This window comes from Maribellus maritimus, from assembly GCF_022267315.1.
GTDB lineage: Bacteria > Bacteroidota > Bacteroidia > Bacteroidales > Prolixibacteraceae > Draconibacterium > Draconibacterium maritimum.
Genome location: NZ_JAIKLE010000034.1, coordinates 49759 through 69254, shown reverse-complemented (window position 1 = coordinate 69254; position 19496 = coordinate 49759). Strand labels below are relative to the sequence as shown.

Here is a 19496-nt window from a genome sequence, read left to right as displayed (position 1 = left end):
CGCGAGGATATTGTGCCGACACTATTGGGCTTGACGAAGACAAAATCAAGAAATATTTCAAATATCAGGAAGAGCAAGAACGTTTAGAAGAGCAGTAAAGGATCAACTTCGGCCCTTATAGGGTTTTTTTAATCATTAGTGTACGGTGTATTTGGTTCATTTTTAACTTTTTCTAAACATGTAATAATTGCTCCCTTAAAAGCTAACAAATACAATTCTTCAAAATTTTTATGCTTCGCATCTGATACCGTTAAATCATACTCGGCATGAGAAGAACACAAAACAGATAAATTACTTTGACTATCAACCATGTCAAGTTGAATTTCAACATAGACTTTTTCTTTCTCGCTTGCGAACGTAGCAGAAAATTCTTTATATGCTTCGACAATATTGACATTGATTCTTACCCTTTCCTCATCTCCAGAGCAGGATTGTTTAATTGTATTTTTAATGGTCTCTATATGAGTGCTATCTATTGGAGGAATGTTTCTAACTAATTGTTTGGGATGCGACATAAAAGGTAATTTGATGTCACTGTCAGAAATATTAGTTCTGTGGTCAAAAATACTTATAGAATCAACGTTTAAGTTTACCTTAATGTCATTGTTAATTTTGGTGTTGATATAATTCAAGTATCTATTCGCAGAACAACTCACTAAGAACAAAGAGCAAATCAGAAGATAGATAATATTTCTCATATTTTTGAATTTTGTTTATACTGCATTTTTGAATTTCAACATTGCCTATAACTAGTGTGTAAATGTACCATAACAATTTTTGAGGTAAATGATTTATATCAATATATCATTAGTGGGCACTTAAAACCCACTGATTATTAATTGTTTATTTTTTTGTTCTTTGATATTTTTGTAATCGTATTTTGTAAGCACTTCTCTTACAGGTGTTTTGTCGAGTAGAGATATGCTAAGGATTTGTAATATTTAGTAGATTGAGCGGTCAACTTTCAATTTGTTACCAATTATGGCAACAAGACAGTAGGCGATGATCGCACAATACATTTGGATTTTTACCGCATTCAAGGTTATTCCCCAGAATGATTTAATCTTTAGGTGTTGTTTCATCCACTTGAAAAACAGCTCTACTTCCCAGCGTTTTTTATACAGATAAGCAACTTCAGTAGGTTTTAGGTTCATGTTATTGGTAAGGAATATAAATTCCTTTTCTGTTTCAGTATCGTAATACTTGACTCTCCGAAGTTTTTCAGGGTACTCTCTGCTTGGGTAGTAGGATTCCAGCTTACCGATCTGATCATATTTTACCCCAGTTGTTTTGTCAACTCGATTGGAATACATTCGGTTAAACCGCATATTATCTTTTGCTCTTGTTACAAAGAAGGCTTGCTGTTGGTTCATATGGAACAGTCTCTTAAAGTCGATGTAAGCTTTGTCGATCACTTAGAAGCTTCCTGGCTCATATGTGATAAAATCAAGAGCATTAACATCGTGTATTTTGGCATTTGAGATATGTAGAAACGTTGGTATTGATGTTTTAACATCATATAAGGTGTGTAGCTTAATACCACCTTTTGTTTTCCGAAACTCTGCCCACCAAAATACACTCAGACATAAATCGATAGTTGATGAATCAAATGCATAAACATTGTTTTCAACGTTGAGCTCAAAGTCCGATCTATAGCAGCTTTCACGAGCTTCCTTAATGAGAACGTATGCAAATTCTTCAAAGATCTTATAGCTACGTTTTTCATTGGCAATACCGAGATTCCTTCGCGATACGGTTGGGCCAAATCCAAGATGGTAGTATTTGGATTTATGAGCTTCAAGACTGAGAAGTAAATCTCTCATACTGTCTCTTGAAGTAAGTTGCCCAAATAACATACAGAGCATTTGATTCCAACACGTGAAAGTTCTTTCATACTTATTTCCATTGTGTTTGCTCACAATCCGATCAAAGATTCGCCTGGGTAAAAAATCTGTAAGTTGAGCGAAGATATATTTGCCTTGATTCATGGATAATTGCTTGTTTATATACAAAAATCCATATTTCCAATTCAAATCGTCACGCTATCAATAATCGCTACAAGTACGACTAACAAAGAATTTCAAAGAACGTTTATTAATTTTTAATGCCCATTAGTGTCAATATATGTGTTTTTAAACGTTTGTAATCATACTTATTTATTAATATATCAAGATATTGTAAAACATTTTCTTGCAAAGAATCATTTAAAACAACGTGTTAATGGTTCTTTAACTGGATTGGATGCTTTTATAATATCCTTGAGTAGGTATTGTAGGTATGCAAAACGATCCAAGATTAGGGTTCTTAATAGTGCTTAACTTTCATAGTTTCGTTGCCCATCTGTAGCATCGAATTAAGAGCGAAGAGACCCAACCGTAAACCATATCCGAAAGAACTTTTTACCAATGGAGACCATATCAGAAAGAAAAGACTTGATTTGAATCTATTTCAATCATTTGATAATCTGATGGTTGGTATAAGTTTAGTAGCGGATTTTCGTGCGGTTATCCGTCCAAAAGGAACGGATAATTGGGGGTGAATCCAGCGTTGGTATATCCACCGAACAAGACGTGTGATTCTGATTATGTGTTTGAAAAAAAGTAAGTTGCAGAAATAATTTCGCGGACAGGTAACGATTTAGAAATGAGCGAATTTCTGTTTGTTTCTTCTTTTTGTTCAATATAACAAAGAGCGACTTTTGCTTATAAAGGTACGAGATTTTCCAGTTTGTTCGATTGATTTAATAAATCTCTAATCATAACAAGAGACAACAGATCAACCCTATCAATTTCTATCGAATCTGTGGAGCCGGCAAAGGTGTTGTATTTATTAATATGTAAACTATTTTGTGTCTAAGATCATGGCCTCACCGTTAATAAGCCCTGACGAACTAAAATCTTTCAAAGGAAATATCTTACATAGACGAAATTTAATCCACTCTATACGAGAATGGCAACATTACCCAGAAAGGAAAAATCATTAGTTCGATCTTCACCTAAAACTAACATTTGGATGGATTTCAATTTCGAATTATAAGGAGTAAATGAAGCGTTGGACTGTATTCGTTTGTTGGACGATGAACTAAGAGGAAATAAAAACGGTACAAACTCAAGTTGTTTGAATTTGTCACCGTAAAGTAAACCAAACGATACAAAATTCGAACCATTTAATAAAAAAATTGAAGCTTTTAAGTAATCTTATAAGCAGTATTTAATGTCAAAATATACTCTTTCTAAATTTCATTATTACTTTCTTTTCCTTTAATAAATATTATCCCGTTTGATTTTTAATCAATACATTTACCCTCGATTTTAGGTGATTATTTCTGATAACATCAGGAATAATAAAAAGGGAATCCGGTGAAAAACCGGAGCTGTACCCGCAGCTGTAAGCCCTGTTGAAGGATTGAAAAAATCTTTTGCCACTGTTCAAAAATGAAGAATGGGAAGGCGTTTCAATCCGGGGCGAGCCAGAAAACCTGCCAAAATCAGTGATATAAACATTTTGCTTCCGGGTAAGGAGTTAATGTTGCGAGCAATAATTGTTCAACATTATTTTTTATCATGTCAGTTTATAACTGACTTTGGAGTGCAAGGTGTAATTGTTTAACTTTTAAATAATTAAACCATGCCAAAAATCAACTGGTTATTAACCTGCATTTTATTGTGCAGCGTGTCTGCTATCTGGGCACAAAATGGATCGTTTACAGGAACGGTAAGTGAAAAAAACTCTGGCGAACCGCTGGTGGGAGCCAATGTGTATTTTAATGGAACTACGCTTGGAACAGTAACCGACAAAAACGGTCGGTTTGTCATCAAAAATGTAAAATCGGGAACTTACGAAGTAATTGTTTCCTGCATTGGCTACCACAGGGTAAAGGAAGAAATTACACTTGCAGGCCCGGAAACAAAATCTGAATTCTTACTTGAAGTTTCTACCAGCTCATTGGGAGAAGTGGTGGTTACCGGAACTGGTACGCCACACCACCTGAAAAGTGCTCCTGTTCAAACTGAACTTATCGATAAAAAGCTGATTGACAGGATTGCAGCTACAGATTTTAATGACTTGATGCTGGGCGTGAGTCCTTCTTTTGATTTTAGCCCCGGAGCAATGGGGCCTTTCATGCAGATCAACGGGCTGGGGAATGATTATATCCTGGTGTTAATTGATGGCAAACGGGTTTATGGCGACGTTGGCGGACAGACCGACCTGAGCCGCATTAATCCCAACAATGTGGAACGTATTGAAGTGGTAAAAGGGGCATCTTCTGCACTTTATGGTTCCGAAGCTATTGCCGGGGTAGTGAACATTATTACCAAAAAATCAAAAAGCAAAGCGGCTGTAGTTACCAGCAATCGGTATGGAAGTTATGGCGAGTGGATACACCACCACAGTCTTGACCTTAATTTTGGCCGTCTTTCCTCCACTACTTCTTTCGACCGAAAAGCCACCGATGGATGGCAGTTAAGCAAATACGAACTGGATGACGACGATTTAGAGGAAACCGATGCTATGGCCCAAAATGCTTCAACCGACTTTACTTTTAACCAAAAACTTTCATACGACCTTACCCAGCAACTAAGTGTGTATGTGCAGGGGGCAAAATACAAACGCGATGTTCTGCGTCCGCAAACAGTTGGGAAATACGGATATTCCTACGATGATTTCAGCTATGTAGCAGGAGCCGAATACCTGCTCGGAAAAGGCAATAAACTCACACTCGATTGGAACTCCGATAATTTCAAATATTATTATAAATACAATCAACCTGCTGATGGTTTTCAGGCTGATGATAAAGCAAAGCAAACCGAACAATTGCGTAATGCGTTAAATTTAAAAGGAATTTTCAAACTCTCGAAAAGCCATCAACTTTCGGTTGGCGGCGAATATGTCAATGAGGAATTGGAATCGGAAGGGCGTTTGGAGGGAGAAAAAGCCGATGCATATACGCTTGCCTTGTATGCCCAGGATGAAATGAAAATTGTTAAAAACCTTTCGGCAGTTGTTGGTGCCCGGTTTGTAAATCATAAAGAGTTTGGTAGTGCTTTCACTCCTAAACTATCGGCTCTGTACAATTTAAAAGACTTTAATTTCAGGGCAACTTACTCCCGCGGTTTTAAAGCTCCCACATTGAAAGAACTTTATTATCATTACGATAAGCCAATGGGAAGCTCTGTTTATCTTTTTCTTGGAAATCCTGATTTAGAACCACAAACTTCTGATTATTATGCATTCTCTGCTGAATATATAATTGATGGGTTTTCTTTTAGTGTTACTGGTTATCAGAATGATGTGGATGATTTGATTGATTACGAAACGGTAGAAACATCAGAAGAAGATGCTGCCAATGGAGTTAAAAGAACGCGTAGGCATTACAATATATCAAAAGCCGGAACCAAAGGAATTGACTTTCTTTTTAATGCGAATCTTGGAGCAGGATTTTCAATAGGTGGTGGTTATAGTTATGTGGATGCAAAAAACAAAACCGATGATATCCGCCTGGAGGGAGTGGCAGAGAATTATGGAAATGCACGCCTGGGCTATGTCCATAACTGGAAAAAGTACCAGCTAACAGCGAATCTGAATGCCCGTTTTCAGGATGAGAAATTTTTTGATGACGACGAAGGAAATGCAAAAGGATATAACTTGTGGAAGTTGACAACCATCCATCGGTTTTATGGCCCGGGCGATTTTGTTTTTGACCTGTCTGCCGGAATTGACAACATTTTTGATTATGTGGACGACAGTCCTTACGGTTCGCATTACGGAACAATTAGTCCCGGACGAACCTATTTTGTGAGTTTGCAAATTGCAATAAACCAGTAGCGATTTACGCTGATTTACAGAAGCATTTATGATAACATTCTGCGATTATCTGCGAAAAGAATCAACGTTAATCAGCGAGAAATAAAAAACAGCACATGCGTCTGTTCAAAAAAATAACATTGAAAATTCATCAGGTTACGGGTATTTCCCTTAGCCTGATGTTTTTTGTTTGGTTCGTTTCCGGAATCGTGCTCATTTTTGCAGGCTTTCCACACGCTTCGCGCGAAGAACGTTTCCTTTTTCTGGAGCCATTTTCTTTATCCGATTTTGAGGCCATTCAACCGTTACCCGATTCCATTAAAGGCGCTGTTGGGTTAGATAAATTAAATAACAGACCGGTGTATCGGATAGCTATGGGAAAAAGGGCGCAGCAGGTTTACGATGCAACAACACTTCAGCGTATTCCTGATTTTTCCGAAGAAATCTGTAAAAACGAAGCTGAACGTTTTTTGGGAGCTTCTGCTTTGAAATCGGTTGAAATCAATAAACTAGACCAGTGGATGCCCTGGAGTTATTATCAGGCCTTGCTCCCTGTCTATAAGTTTTATATGAACGACAAGCAGCACACGGTGTTTTATGTATCGTCAAAAACCGGTACTATTGTTCAGCAAACCAATCGGAAAACACGCTGGATGGCGCGTGTAGGAGCTATTCCCCACTGGATATATTTTCGCTCGTTACGCCTGAAAGTGCAGCTTTGGAACAAAACTGTTATCTGGCTTTCATCAATTGGCTTGTTCGTCTGTCTTTCCGGAATGATTGCCGGAATCATCCGTATGAAAAAACGTAGAAAAAGAAAGTGGGCTGGAGACATTACGCCCTATAAGAAATTCTGGTTTAAATGGCATCACATTTCCGGCTTCTTTTTTGGATTTTTTGTATTTACCTTTTTGCTCAGCGGGCTGTTTTCAGTTGTCGATTTTCCTGAAAAAGGGAATAGCGGCCAAAAGACTTTCTCTCCTCGGAAGATTTGGGAAAAATCGAAAAAGAAGCAGGTTAATGCCGGTCATTCCTTTGCCGGATTATGGCAGACGCTTGAAAATAAAAGCAACGTTCGAAAGTTAGAGTGGAAAAACAGTTTGGGAAAACCTGCATGGTGGGTGTATTACAGCGATTATCAAACACCGGAAGTGTATGTTTGCACTGCCGATACTATTTATAAACAGGAAACGGTTTCGCTGGAACAAATAGAAAATAGGGCGAAAAGTCTTTTTGAAAACACTTCTTTTTGCGTTGACGAACAACGCAAATATGATAATTATTATCAGGAATCAGGGATGTTTAAACGGCCGCTCCCCGTATATAAGATAAGCTGGAATAATGGGGCGCAAAATCAAATTTATATCGACCCCAAAACCGGGAAAGTAGTTGCTTCATATACAAAGAACAAAAAAATACACCGGTGGCTTTATCAGGGATTGCACAAATTCAATTTTCAATTTTTGGTGGAACACGACTGGCTGCGAAAACTCCTGCTTGTTATTCTCTCGTTGGGTGGAATTGTAGTAAGCTTTTCGGGTGTAGCGCTGAGTTGGAAATGGATTAAGAGAAAAACAAAAAGTAAGAAGAAAGAAAAATATATTTCACGCTGATTTTCGCAGAAAATACTTTCAGCGCCAATCTGCGAAGTAATCCGCGTCAATCCGTGAGAAAAAAATAAAACAAATATGAAAATCAAAATAATAGCCATAGCCATTTTTCTTATAAACTTGACAGCAAGTGGAATGGATGAGCATAAACAAATAGAAAAGACAGGCATTCTGCTGGTATCGTTTGGTTCCAGTTATGCCAGTGCCCAGTCGGCATTCGGTCATATTGAGGAACAGGCAAAAGAAACCTTTCCCGGAGTAGAAGTCCGCTGGGCATTTACGTCAAATATCGTTCGTAATATTCTGAAAAAGCGTGGTCGTGCGATTGATTCCCCGGCTGAAGCGCTTGCAAAAATGGGAGCCGATGGTTTTACAAAAATTGCGGTTCAGTCCTTACACGTTATTCCTGGCGAAGAGTTCGAAAACCTGCAAAGAACAGTAAATGCATTTAACCATATTCCGAAGAATACGCAAAAAATAGTACTGGGGAAACCTCTGCTTTACCATCACAATGATATTGGAGAGACCTGTGCTGCACTTCATTCTGTTTTACCGGAAGAACGAAAATCTACCGATGCTGTAGTGTTGATGGGACACGGAACTTCACACCAGTCAAATATTTACTATCCCGGGCTTCAGTATTACTTATGGCAGCAATCGCCCTCGATTTTTCTCGGAACAGTGGAAGGTTACCCAAGTCTGGACGAAGTAATTTCAGCATTAAAAAAGCAAAACGCAAAAACCGTGTGGCTACAGCCTTTTTTGTCGGTGGCCGGCGACCATGCCAAAAATGATATGGCCGGCGATGAACCCGACAGTTGGAAATCGCAACTCGAAGCTGCCGGGTTTACAGTGAACCCGGTTTTAAAAGGATTGGCCGAATTTGATGCCATCAATGCCATCTGGATAAAACACTTAAAAGAGGTTTTTAATAAGCTATAATTGACATGAAAAAATACACATTTATATTCATTGCCTTTTGTATTCTTCTAATTATGGGGGAAAGTGGAATTTGCCAAAGTAAGAACAACTTTAAGCTTACCGGAGTCAGAAAGTATGTTTACAATACTAAAAATCAACAAATAGAAAAACAATCGTTTGACGAGGAGCGCAATTTAGTGAGTTTTGTTCATTATATCTACGATGCAAACGGAAACAAAATTGAAACGGTTAAATACAGTAAAGACACTTTAATGTTGGTTCGTTACGTTTATGTTTACTCTCCTGAAAACGAAAGGACACACTGCATTAAATACGATTTTACTAAAAATACAGAAGAAAAGCGTATTTATAGATATAACGAGCAGGGGCAGGTAATTCAAACGGATTATTACAAAGATTCGGTATTGTCGAAGAGTGTTGTTGCCGTTTATTCTGACAAGGGGGATTGTATCAATAAGAAAAGATACAATAGCAAAAACAAACTACTTTCAGAAAACAATTACAAGTGTATTTATGCAAATGAAAAACTGGATGAAAAATGGCGTTTATCCGGAGATGGGGATGCCTTGGTGAAAACTTTTTATCGGTACAATCCCAATGGGACGGAAAAATCATATCTGCGCCAATATGTTATGGGAGCAAAACCCGATGTGAAACGAGAATTCTTATACAATAAGAATGGTTTATGTGTGAGCTCATTGGTTTATGAATCAACAAACGAATAACAATGAAAAGATTACTGGTATATTATTTCTGTTTAAGTGTCGTATTATTGGGAAGTTCATGTTCTAATAGTAGCAAAAAAACATCTGAAAAAAACAGCGCTGTTACACTTAAAACTTTATCTCTTAAATATGCCAAAAGTTTTGAGATACAAAATGGCGATAATTTCAAGATATTGAAAATATACGGCATTGGCAGCGACAGCACAAATTTTGAAACATTCAAACTGGTTCCCGCAGAAAAAACGGAAGAGCCGCAACAAGGAGTAATTCCGGTTCCCTGCAAGCGAATTATCTGTTTGTCGTCAACGCAGCTTACCTACTTTTTTGCGCTCGATAACATTGAAAATATTGTTGCCACCAATAGCAGCCGCCATCTTTATCATGAAGGAATGAATAAACGGATTGATGCAGGTTTGGTAAAACGTGTAGGGAAGGAAGGGCACTTTAATACGGAACTGATTGCCAGCCTGAATCCCGACGTTATTTTCGTTTCGCCTTTTAAAACCGGAGGGTATGATGCCTTGAAAAGTTTGGGTTTTAACCTGGTTCCGATGGCGGCGTACGAAGAAGAAACACCGCTGGGGCGGGCCGAATGGATAAAAATGATGGCGGCTTTTACAAATCAGGAAGAAAAGGCTGATTCTATTTTTAACGAAGTTGCCAATCGATATGAATCTTTAAAAGCACGGGCTGCAAAAGTTAAAAAACGGCCAACTATTTTTTCGGGCAAAATGCGTTCGGGAACCTGGTATGTACCGGGTGGCGACAGTTTCTATGCTCATTATTTTAAAGATGCCGGCGCAGAATATATTTTTAAAGATGATAAAAAAGCAGCTTATCCGCTTGATTTTGAAAGTGTATATGCCACTGCCGCCGAATGCGATTACTGGCGAATTTTATTGCCCGACCCGGTCGGCTATAATAAAGAGTCGATGGTAGCAGAAGACCCGCGTTATGGCGATTTTAGAGCTTTTAAAAATAACCGGATTTTTGCCTGTAATATACGGGAAAAACCGTACTACGAGCAAAATGCAATGAAACCCGATGTTATCCTTGCGGATTACATCTATTTTCTTCATCCGACACTTTTGCCCGATTATGAACCGGAGTTTTATGAATTATTAAAGTAGAAATGCAGAATGAATATCTTGAATAGAAGTAACGATATAAGTCTGAAATGCTACAATTATACCCCGGATAGGGGTTTAATAATAATAGCCGTAGGTATAACCTGCGGAAAAAATGGTGAAAGCATACAGAACCCCGAAGTGGGTTCAATAAGTTGTTTTATAGGGAGCTAATAAATAAATGTTTTAATGAAATAACCAGGATGCCAAAGCAAAACGCAAAAATATCAACCAAAGTCCTGCTGCTATTATCCATCGCAGTATTGTTTTTTTTAATACTGTTGAATATGGCGCTGGGTTCGGTAAATATTCCTTTTTCAGAAGTAATACATATCGTTTCCGGCAAAGGTTCCGAAAATATCATTTGGCAAAATATATTAATTCGCACACGTCTGCCGCAAACATTGGTAGCGGTGAGTGCCGGAATGGCTTTGGGAGTTGCCGGGCTGCTCATGCAAACACTTTTTAGAAATCCATTGGCCGGCCCTTCTGTTTTAGGAATTTCCTCGGGGGCAAGCCTGGGCGTTGCATTTGTTTTGCTGGTAGCCGGACAAGCGTTTGGCTTTTCGTTTGCCCGTGTAGGTATGTGGGGCGACCTGGCGGTGGCCGGTGCTTCCCTGGGCGGGGCACTGGCAGTGTTGGCGCTTATCCTGTTTATTTCACGGAAAGTGGGCGGAACGCTCAGCGTACTCATCATGGGAGTTATGATTGGCTACCTTTCCAATTCAGTTGTGGGAATTCTTAAATTTTACAGCCTCGAAGAAGATGTTCATAATTATGTGATTTGGGGGTTAGGAAGTTTTAGCCGCTTGTCGCTGGAACGCGGCGGACTGTTTGCGGCGGTAACGGTCCCATTATCGCTGGTGAGTCTGCTGTTAAGTAAACCTTTAAATTTGCTTGCGTTGGGCGATCACTACGCGCGTAACCTTGGATTAAATATCCGACAAGCCCGCTTTCTTATCATTTTTACATCCGGAATTTTAACGGCCTTGGTTACTGCATTTTGCGGACCAATTGTTTTTATAGGGATGGCTGTTCCGCATTTAGCAAAAATGATTTCACGCACTTCCAATCATTTTACATTGATTTTGAACTCGTGTATTATTGGCGGCGCAACCGCTTTGTTGTGTAATCTCATTGCCCGGCTTCCGGGGCTTGACAGTGAATTGCCTATCAATTCGGTAACCGCATTTGTTGGGGCGCCGGTGGTAATTTCGGTCATTTTAAAACGTAGGAAAGAAAAAATAATGGAATAATGGGCAGCGCCGATTTTATAAATATCAACAATTTGAGCATTGGGTATGCTTCCGGCTCGAAGCAAAAAATAGTTGCAGCAAATCTGAATGCCCAAATAAACAAAGGTGAACTGGTTTGTCTGCTCGGCTCAAACGGAGCAGGTAAAAGTACGCTGATGCGCACGCTTTGTGGTTTTCAACCTTTTTTTGATGGGCAAATCAGCATTCTCGGAAAAACCATTGGCATCCTTACTGAAAGAGAAATTTCCCGCCTGGTGAGTGTTGTCCTTACCGACCGCATTGTGGTTCCAAATGCAACTGTTTCAGAATTGGTATCGTACGGAAGAAGTCCTTATACCGGAATTTTGGGGCGCACGAATAAAAAGGATCTGCAATTTATAGAACGCGCTATTGAACAATGCGGAATTGCGCACAAAAAAGATGCGCTACTTTCGTCAATTAGTGATGGTGAACGGCAAAAAGCTTTTATTGCCAAAGCTCTGGCACAGGACACTCCTGTTATTTTACTGGATGAACCTACTGCTTTCTTGGATTTGCCCGCGCGCGTTGAAATTATCCAGCTATTGCGACGGATTTCCTCCGAATCGGGAAAGTCGGTTTTGTTGTCAACACACGACCTCGACCTGGCTTTACAAATGGCCGACCGCCTCTGGCTTTTGCACAACAACGGGCCGCTAATTACCGGAAGCCCGGAAGATTTGTTATTGCAAAATGCATTTCAACGACTGTTTCAAAATAAAGGAATTGAATTCGACACAAAAACCGGATTGTTCCGGGTGGAATACGAACATTTTCACGAATTACCTATAAAAGGCCATGGTTTTGAATATGTATTGCTTCGCCGTGCTTTTGCCCGAAGAGGCATAAAAACCACCGGAATGCGAGAGAACCCGGAATGGTGGATTGAGATCGGGAAAAACGGGCAAAGCACTTTTCATCTGTATAAAAATGAAAAACAATTAATATCTGAGAGCTCGGTGGAAATGATAGTAAAACAAACGATGAATTGTATGGATTTGAAAATTAATAACAAATAAATATTTCACGCAGATACAGCAGATGTAAGATCGCAGATTTACGCAGAATCATCTGTGCAAATCCGTGAAAAAATCAGCGTCAATATGCGAGAAAACGAAATAAGATAAAATGAAAATAGCAGCCGCATATCATAACACAGAACCGGGCAATATTTCCGCCAACCTTCAGGAAACGTTGAAAATGCTTTCTTGTTTGGAGAAAGAACAGGTTCGTTTTGCCTTGTTTCCCGAGTTGAATTTGTCTGGGTATATTACTTCAAAACAAGAAATTAAAGAGTTGCTAAAATACCAAACTGAAGCTTTTGACGAGTTGCGACAATTTTCAAAAAGCACACAAATCGCTTTTGCTGTTGGCTTCCCTGAAGAGGAAAACGAAAAATATTACATAACTCATTTCATTTTTGAAGGAGGTGAAATAATGGGGAAACATAGAAAAACGCATCTTGGGCCGACAGAAAAAAGTGTGTTTACAGCAGGAGATCAAATACAGATCTTCAAGGTTGGGGGATTAGCAATTGGAATGCAACTGTGTTTTGAAACGCATTTTCCCGAAATTAGTTATGCGCAGGCCAAACAAGGTGTAAATTTACTGGCTTTGGGATTTGCCTCACCCAAAGAAACGGCAGACGAAAAACTCGAACGCTTCAAACGCTATTTGTGCGCTCGGGCATACGACAATGCGTGTTATGCAATGGTTTGTAACCAAAACGGAACAACTTCGCGCGGATCTGTTCTCCCCGGACTGGCAATGATTCTTGATCCAAAAGGGAAAGTACTGGCAGAAGAAACCCAAACAGGTAGCGGCTACTGTATTGCCAATTTTGATTCCGAAACAATTACGCGAATTCACCAATCAAAAATGGCGTGGTTTAACCATTTCAAACGAAATGAAATGTTGAGACAGTTTTATGAAAAAGGTAATGTATGAGAAGAGATAAAAATATATTTAGCAGATATTTTTATGTTGTTTTTCTGCATATATCCGCGAAAAAATCAGCGCAAATCTGCGAGAAAGAAACAAAAGCAATGAAAAAATACAGTTGTTTTTATGAATAGAAAAATAAACCGCCCAATTATGTTTGTGGGCACAGGATCCGATGTGGGGAAAAGTGTGCTGGCTGCTGCTTTTTGCCGTATTTTTAGGGAGGATGGATTTTTTCCCGCGCCGTTTAAATCGCAGAACATGTCGCTTAATAGTTTTGTGACAGCCAACGGCGGCGAAATTGGTCGTGCTCAGGCAGTTCAGGCAGAAGCTTGTGGAATTGACTGTCATACCGATATGAACCCGGTGTTGCTAAAACCCAGCTCCGATAAAACTGCTCAAGTCATCCTTAACGGGAAAGTATTTGGTAACTATTCAGCCGGCAGTTATTTCCGGGGCGAAATAAAAGAACAACTTTTTGCAGAAGCAATAAAAGCGTTTCAGCGGCTCTCTAAAAAATATAATCCAATGGTATTGGAAGGGGCCGGAAGTATTTCAGAGTTAAACCTGAAAGAAAATGACATTGCCAATATGCGCGTGGCGGTTGCCACTAACGCCGCAACAATTCTGGTGGCAGACATTGAACGCGGTGGTGTTTTTGCCAGTGTTTACGGCTCCATCCAATTGCTTTTGCCCGAAGAGCGGAAACAGATAAAAGGCATCATAATCAATAAATTTCGTGGCGATATTAGTTTGTTTGACGAAGGGCGGAAAATCATAAAAGAAATTACCGGTGTTCCGGTTCTGGGTGTTATCCCGGCATTTAATCATATTCAAATTGAAGAAGAAGATTCGGTGTCGCTCGAACGAAAAGCTACTTTTGCCAACGACAATAAAATTAATGTCGCGGTGGTTTTGCTGCGCCGGATTTCCAACTTCACTGATTTTAACCGGCTGGAACACGATGAGCGTGTGCATTTGTATTACACAAACAATCAGGCGGAGCTTCAAAAGGCGGATATTATCATTTTGCCCGGTTCAAAAAATACCATTGCCGATATTATCGAACTCCGGCGAAACGGAGTGGCTGCTGAAGTTTCAAAATTAGCACGCGCCGGAAAAACGGTTATCGGAATTTGCGGCGGCTACCAAATGATGGGACAACGCATTAAAGATCCGCACGGCGTGGAAGGCGATGTGGTAGCAGTACCAGGACTCAATATTTTGCCAACTACAACCATTTTAGAGGCGGAAAAGCAAACCATTCGCAGTTCGTTCTATTTCAAAAATTACGAAACACGGTGTTCGGGCTACGAAATTCACATGGGGAAAACAACTTTTGCCGAAAATGCAAAACCTTTGAACCGCTTGACTGAAGGAAAAAACGAAGGTTGCTGCACAAATGAAAATTGTTGGGGAACTTACATGCACGGCATTCTTGATAATCCGGTGGTGATAGATGATTTGCTGGCACCTTTTGCAAAAGAACAACGCGCCACCGAAGATTACAACGAATTTAAACAAAAACAATACGATTTACTGGCTGCGCATGTTCGCGAAAATATGGATATGGATGCGGTGTATAAAATGCTACAGGAATGATTCACGGGCACGGCGACGATACATATAACTTCAAAACTATTCGGATAAATTTTAGTTCGAATGTAAATCCGCAGGGAATCAATCCAGGTTTGCAGGAACATCTGAAATCCTGCATCAACAAATTGGATGCTTACCCGGAACCATTGGCTGAAAATCTGGCTCGTCGAATCGAGCAACAAAAGAATCTGGTTCCCGGAAGTGTATTGATTACCAACGGCGCTGTGGAAGCTTTTTATTTGCTGGCATCGTTGTTTCAAAATAAAAAGTCGCTGATTTACACGCCTTCATTTTCTGAATACGAAGATGCCTGCAAAATGTACAGCCACAATATTGAGTTTTGCAGTAACTCACTTTTTTCAGAAAAAGATGAAAAGCAGTTTGATATCGTATGGATTTGTAATCCGAATAATCCGGACGGGAAAATTTTTGATAAAGAAATTATAAAGGAAAAAATTCAGCGAAACCCCGGTACTTTATTCGTTTTAGATGAAGCTTATATTGAATTTCTAAACAAAGACATTTCGTTGGAAAATGAAGCTGCAAATTTTCAGAATTTGGTTGTTGTCCGATCGCTTACCAAACGATTTTCCATCCCCGGATTGCGTTTGGGATATCTGGTTTGTACTCCGCAGTTGATATCAAAATTAAAAGAAAAATTAATGCCGTGGCGAATCAATACTCTGGCTTTGGAAGCCGGATTATATTGTTTTTCGAAAGAATATACCGACAAATTTAATGTAGCTGAAATATTAGCGGAATCTCAACGGTTTCAAATAGAAATTGCCAAGATAAAGGGGTTTGAAGTTGTACCTTCCAAAACTTCATTTTTTCTGGTGAAAGCTCCTGAAAATGCAGACGAAATTAAAAAACAACTAGCTGAAAAATACGGAATACTCATTCGGGATGCCTCAAATTTCAGAGGTTTGTCTGAATTTCATTTTCGGCTCTCCACGCAATCAATCGATAAAAACAACGAGTTAATAAAAGTGCTGATAACATGGAGTTTCTAGTTTACCATAGTATTGCATTGTGGGCAGGTTTTCTGCTTGATAAACTACTGGGAGACCCGCTGTGGTTGCCCCATCCGATTGTAATTTTCGGAAGAAGTATTTCATTTTTTACGAAAAAATTTAATCACGGAAATTACAGGATTTTGAAAGGCGCTGTAATTGCAATAGTGCTAATCGCCACAACTTTTATTTTCTTTTTCTTTCTGATAAAATATTCTTATCAGGTTTCGTCAATTTTGGGAGTTGTAGTGGAAGCCCTGTTTGTGTTTTTTGGATTGGCAGGAACGACATTGGTAAAAGAAGGGAAAGCTGTTTTTCGGGCTTTAGAAGAAAGTCTGGAAGCCGGAAGAAAACAAGTTGGAAGAATTGTAGGGCGCGATACCAGAGAACTCAGTGAAAATGAAATAAGAGCAGCAACCCTTGAAACCCTGGCGGAAAACCTCAGCGATGGTGTTATTGCCCCGCTTTTCTGGTTTGCGTTGGCCGGAGTTCCGGGAATGATGACCTATAAAATGATCAACACGCTCGACTCAATGATTGGCTACAAAAATGAAAAGTATTTGTTGTTTGGTCGTGTCGCTGCCCGTATCGATGATTTTGTCAATTTTATTCCCGCGCGAATAACGGCGTTTCTAATGGCGGCTTGCAGCCAAAGTAAACGTGCTTTTCATTTTATATTCAAATTTGGAAATGCACATAGCAGCCCCAATGCAGGATACCCGGAAGCTGCGTTGGCCGGGGCGTTGAATGTTACTTTTGGCGGCGCCCATCTTTATTTTGGAGAATGGGTTCCGAAGCCTGCAATTGGAGAAACAAAAAGAGATTTTAATAAAAACGATTTAATCAATACGATAAAAATAGTGCAGCGAACGGAAGCTTTTTTTGTGCTTTTGCTTACGCTGATTTTTGTCGTTTTAAACTTATGATGAAGGTTATTGATATGAAAAAGTTTTCGCAGAGAAATATTTCAGCGGACATCAGCGAAAAAATCCGCAAGAATCTGCGAGAAAGAACATAATAAATTATGAAAGCATTAGAAAATTTAGAAATCGTCCCCATCAAAAATGAAGAGTTGCAACAACTGCTTCAGTATAACATCGACCAAAAAACAAAACCGCTGGGTTCGCTCGGGCAATTGGAGGAACTGGCTATGCAAATTGGGTTAGTACAACAAACAACGCAACCGTCGCTTAATAAACCGGTGATGCTGACAGTTGCTTCTGACCATGAAATTACAGATGAAAAAGTGAGTCCGGTGCCAACGGAAATTACCTGGCAGCAATGCCTGAATTTTTTGAATGGCGGTGGCGGAATTGGTTTTTTATGTAACCATTTTGGTTTTGATCTGTATGTGGTGGATGCAGGTGTAAATTATGATTTTGAAACGCATCCCAAACTTATCCAAAAGAAAGTACGCAAAGCCAGCCGCAACTTTCTTTACGAACCGGCCATGACACTGGAAGAGTGTAATCAGGCACTGCAAAATGGCCGTGACGTTGTAGCTGATTTTGCAGAAAAAGGAACCAATGTTATTGGCTTTGGAGAAATGGGAATTGGTAATTCTTCTCCGGCAACAGCACTGCTTTCGGTTTACGCAGGAATTCCGGTTGAGACTTGCACCGGCCCGGGTTGTGGATTGGAACCGGACGGAGTTAGTCACAAAGCACAGGTATTAAAACAAGCCATCGAAAAAATGGGAGTTGCCGATACCCCGGAAGAAAATTTGGCGCGTTTTGGCGGACTGGAAATTGCAACTATTGCAGGAGGAATGCTGGAAGCAGCCCGCCGGAGAATGTTGATTTTAGTGGATGGTTTTATTACGACTTCCGGATTTTTAGCTGCTTATGCAATTAATCCTACAGTAAAAGATTATGCCATCTTTTCACATTGTTCGCACGAACCGGGACACATTAAAATGCTCGATTCTGTTGGGGGAAAACCGGTGCTCGATTTGCAACTCCGGCTGGGAGAAGGAACCGGCTCGGTTTTGGCTTACCCAATTGTTGAGGCGAGCGTGGCTATGCTTAATAAAATGACTTCATTTACAGAAGCAAAAGTGTATAACGTAGTACAGTAAAATGGTTAAACGCGAACTAAATATTATTTTGTCAGCTTTTCTGTTTTTTACGCGGGTGCGTCTGCCGTTTCATGTAGATTATAAAAAGGAAAATCAGCAGTTCATTTTAACGTGGTTCCCGTTGATTGGAATTTTTGTTGGCGGTGTTGGCGCCTTGAGTTACTATTTGTCAGCTTTTGTTTTTCCGCAGTTGGTTTGTGTTGTTCTGGCACTTGGAGCAATGGTTTTAACCACTGGCGCGTTGCACGAAGACGGCTGGGGTGATGTGTGCGATGCTTTTGGCGGTGGCTACAGCAAGGAACAGATTCTGAATATCATGAAAGATTCGCGGGTGGGAGCTTATGCAGCTATTGGGTTGATTTTTTTGTTTGCCATAAAAATAGCGGCGTTAAATGGCGTAACAGAAAGCAAAATTCCGACACTGTTTATTGCGGCTCAGTCACTTAGCAGGTGGCCGGTTTTATTGTTACCGAAATTTTGGGAAAATGCGCGGCAAACAGGCGCTTCCAAATCGCGTGATTCCAGTAGTCCGCTTTCATGGGCACGTATTTTACTCGCCCTACTAATTACACTTTTACCATTGTTGCTTTTCCCGTGGATCGTGTTTGCCATTGTTCCGGTGACAGTTATAGCAACTTTACTTGCAGGAAAATATTTTGAAAAACACATTGGCGGCTACACTGGCGATTGTTTGGGCGTGGCACAGCAAATCAACGAAGTACTGATTTTTCTTTTTTTCTGTTTCTTAAGTTTTAAAGGATTTTTACTCTGATGACAACAAACAGCTCTTATAAAAATATTTATCTGATCCGGCACCCTAAAACAGAAGCTCCGGATGGAGTATGTTATGGAAATTCGGATGTTTTTCCAGGTGAAAGTTCATTGATGGAAGCGACAGAAAAAGTGAGGTCAAAATTAAACGAAGTTGATTTGGATGCGTGCTATTCGAGTCCTTTATCACGCTGCCGCTTGCTTGCTGAAAGATTGGTTGGAGCAAAAAATGTAGATACAAATGAATTACTCCGGGAAATTGATTTTGCATCGTGGGAAATGAAACCCTGGAGCGAGATTCCGCAGGAACAGCAAAAAGAATGGGGCGATGATTTTATCAATTGCAAAATACATGGTGGCGAGAATTTTTTTGATGTACAAAAGCGGATTGTTGAATTTTGGGAGCAGGTCACTCGAACTGCAACCAGGGAAATTCTGGTGGTTTCTCATGCTGGATTATTGCGGGCTTTGCTGGCTCATTTACTGGACGCATCGCCACGAAAAATATTTGCCATTGAAGTTGATTACGGGGATGTCATTCAAGTAAAATGGAGCAACAAAAGTTATTATAAAATAAAGTTTTTATGAGGAATCGTTTCTCGCAGATTTACA

At 39.8% G+C, this 19496-nt stretch carries 15 protein-coding genes, 1 pseudogene and 1 riboswitch; of the genes and pseudogenes, 14 read left to right on the top strand and 2 right to left on the bottom strand.

Annotated elements, in window-relative coordinates; translation table 11 throughout:
• Positions 1-128 precede the first annotated feature (128 nt).
• Both K5G00_RS22965 and K5G00_RS22960 read right to left on the bottom strand, forming a co-directional pair.
• Positions 129-698 (bottom strand): hypothetical protein, encoded by a 570-nt coding sequence (locus tag K5G00_RS22965; protein ID WP_238768811.1) that lies wholly within the window; start codon positions 696-698, stop codon positions 129-131.
• Positions 699-941: 243 nt separating this feature from the next.
• Positions 942-1988 (bottom strand): annotated as a pseudogene (locus K5G00_RS22960) (IS4 family transposase).
• A 1308-nt stretch (positions 1989-3296) separates the two neighbouring features.
• A riboswitch (cobalamin riboswitch) is annotated at positions 3297-3500 on the top strand.
• Positions 3501-3627: 127 nt separating this feature from the next.
• Here K5G00_RS22960 and K5G00_RS22955 point away from each other — a divergent pair.
• The 14 genes from K5G00_RS22955 (at position 3628) to cobC (ending at position 19472) form a co-directional block, all read left to right on the top strand.
• A complete protein-coding gene (locus K5G00_RS22955; RefSeq protein ID WP_238768810.1) occupies positions 3628-5826 on the top strand; it encodes a TonB-dependent receptor in 2199 nt (732 codons plus the stop codon).
• A gap of 119 nt (positions 5827-5945) precedes the next feature.
• Positions 5946-7418, top strand: a complete 1473-nt coding sequence (locus K5G00_RS22950) for a PepSY domain-containing protein (protein ID WP_238768809.1) — start codon at positions 5946-5948, stop codon at positions 7416-7418.
• 75 nt (positions 7419-7493) lie between these two features.
• Positions 7494-8357: a sirohydrochlorin cobaltochelatase gene (locus K5G00_RS22945; RefSeq protein WP_238768808.1), complete on the top strand. Its 864-nt coding sequence runs from the start codon at positions 7494-7496 to the stop codon at positions 8355-8357.
• Between the two features lie 5 nt (positions 8358-8362).
• The gene (locus K5G00_RS22940) at positions 8363-9082 is read left to right on the top strand and encodes a hypothetical protein (protein ID WP_238768806.1); all 720 of its coding nucleotides are present in this window, start codon (positions 8363-8365) and stop codon (positions 9080-9082) included.
• 2 nt (positions 9083-9084) lie between these two features.
• Positions 9085-10212 carry an ABC transporter substrate-binding protein gene (locus tag K5G00_RS22935; RefSeq protein WP_238768805.1) on the top strand — a complete coding sequence of 376 codons (1128 nt, stop codon included), beginning with the start codon at positions 9085-9087 and terminating at the stop codon, positions 10210-10212.
• 200 nt (positions 10213-10412) lie between these two features.
• Positions 10413-11465 (top strand): iron ABC transporter permease, encoded by a 1053-nt coding sequence (locus K5G00_RS22930; RefSeq protein WP_238768804.1) that lies wholly within the window; start codon positions 10413-10415, stop codon positions 11463-11465.
• Positions 11465-12502: an ABC transporter ATP-binding protein gene (locus K5G00_RS22925; protein ID WP_238768803.1), complete on the top strand. Its 1038-nt coding sequence runs from the start codon at positions 11465-11467 to the stop codon at positions 12500-12502. Before K5G00_RS22930 ends, K5G00_RS22925 begins: the two co-directional genes overlap by 1 nt.
• 109 nt (positions 12503-12611) lie before the next feature.
• Positions 12612-13430, top strand: a complete 819-nt coding sequence (locus tag K5G00_RS22920; RefSeq protein WP_238768802.1) for a nitrilase-related carbon-nitrogen hydrolase — start codon at positions 12612-12614, stop codon at positions 13428-13430.
• Between the two features lie 120 nt (positions 13431-13550).
• Positions 13551-15026, top strand: coding sequence for a cobyric acid synthase (locus tag K5G00_RS22915; protein ID WP_238768801.1), 1476 nt, complete (start codon positions 13551-13553; stop codon positions 15024-15026).
• Positions 15023-16036 (top strand): threonine-phosphate decarboxylase, encoded by a 1014-nt coding sequence (locus K5G00_RS22910; protein ID WP_238768800.1) that lies wholly within the window; start codon positions 15023-15025, stop codon positions 16034-16036. The genes K5G00_RS22915 and K5G00_RS22910 overlap by 4 nt, the downstream gene beginning before the upstream one ends.
• A complete protein-coding gene (cbiB, locus tag K5G00_RS22905; protein WP_238768799.1) occupies positions 16024-16962 on the top strand; it encodes an adenosylcobinamide-phosphate synthase CbiB in 939 nt (312 codons plus the stop codon). The genes K5G00_RS22910 and cbiB overlap by 13 nt, the downstream gene beginning before the upstream one ends.
• 98 nt (positions 16963-17060) lie before the next feature.
• Positions 17061-18113, top strand: coding sequence for a nicotinate-nucleotide--dimethylbenzimidazole phosphoribosyltransferase (gene cobT, locus K5G00_RS22900; RefSeq protein WP_238768798.1), 1053 nt, complete (start codon positions 17061-17063; stop codon positions 18111-18113).
• Position 18114: 1 nt separating this feature from the next.
• A complete protein-coding gene (locus K5G00_RS22895) occupies positions 18115-18885 on the top strand; it encodes an adenosylcobinamide-GDP ribazoletransferase (protein WP_238768797.1) in 771 nt (256 codons plus the stop codon).
• Complete coding sequence (cobC, locus tag K5G00_RS22890) at positions 18885-19472, top strand: alpha-ribazole phosphatase (protein WP_238768796.1); 588 nt, start codon at positions 18885-18887, stop codon at positions 19470-19472. Before K5G00_RS22895 ends, cobC begins: the two co-directional genes overlap by 1 nt.
• Positions 19473-19496: the final 24 nt, after the last annotated feature.

Coding starts and splice junctions, on each gene's coding strand:
- K5G00_RS22945 (WP_238768808.1), top strand. CDS start 7,494: ATGAAAATCAAAATAATAGCCATAGCCATTTTTCTTATAAACTTGACA.
- cobC (WP_238768796.1), top strand. CDS start 18,885: ATGACAACAAACAGCTCTTATAAAAATATTTATCTGATCCGGCACCCT.
- K5G00_RS22895 (WP_238768797.1), top strand. CDS start 18,115: ATGGTTAAACGCGAACTAAATATTATTTTGTCAGCTTTTCTGTTTTTT.
- K5G00_RS22965 (WP_238768811.1), bottom strand. CDS start 698: ATGAGAAATATTATCTATCTTCTGATTTGCTCTTTGTTCTTAGTGAGT.
- K5G00_RS22920 (WP_238768802.1), top strand. CDS start 12,612: ATGAAAATAGCAGCCGCATATCATAACACAGAACCGGGCAATATTTCC.
- K5G00_RS22930 (WP_238768804.1), top strand. CDS start 10,413: ATGCCAAAGCAAAACGCAAAAATATCAACCAAAGTCCTGCTGCTATTA.
- K5G00_RS22940 (WP_238768806.1), top strand. CDS start 8,363: ATGAAAAAATACACATTTATATTCATTGCCTTTTGTATTCTTCTAATT.
- K5G00_RS22910 (WP_238768800.1), top strand. CDS start 15,023: ATGATTCACGGGCACGGCGACGATACATATAACTTCAAAACTATTCGG.
- cbiB (WP_238768799.1), top strand. CDS start 16,024: ATGGAGTTTCTAGTTTACCATAGTATTGCATTGTGGGCAGGTTTTCTG.
- cobT (WP_238768798.1), top strand. CDS start 17,061: ATGAAAGCATTAGAAAATTTAGAAATCGTCCCCATCAAAAATGAAGAG.
- K5G00_RS22915 (WP_238768801.1), top strand. CDS start 13,551: ATGAATAGAAAAATAAACCGCCCAATTATGTTTGTGGGCACAGGATCC.
- K5G00_RS22935 (WP_238768805.1), top strand. CDS start 9,085: ATGAAAAGATTACTGGTATATTATTTCTGTTTAAGTGTCGTATTATTG.
- K5G00_RS22955 (WP_238768810.1), top strand. CDS start 3,628: ATGCCAAAAATCAACTGGTTATTAACCTGCATTTTATTGTGCAGCGTG.
- K5G00_RS22925 (WP_238768803.1), top strand. CDS start 11,465: ATGGGCAGCGCCGATTTTATAAATATCAACAATTTGAGCATTGGGTAT.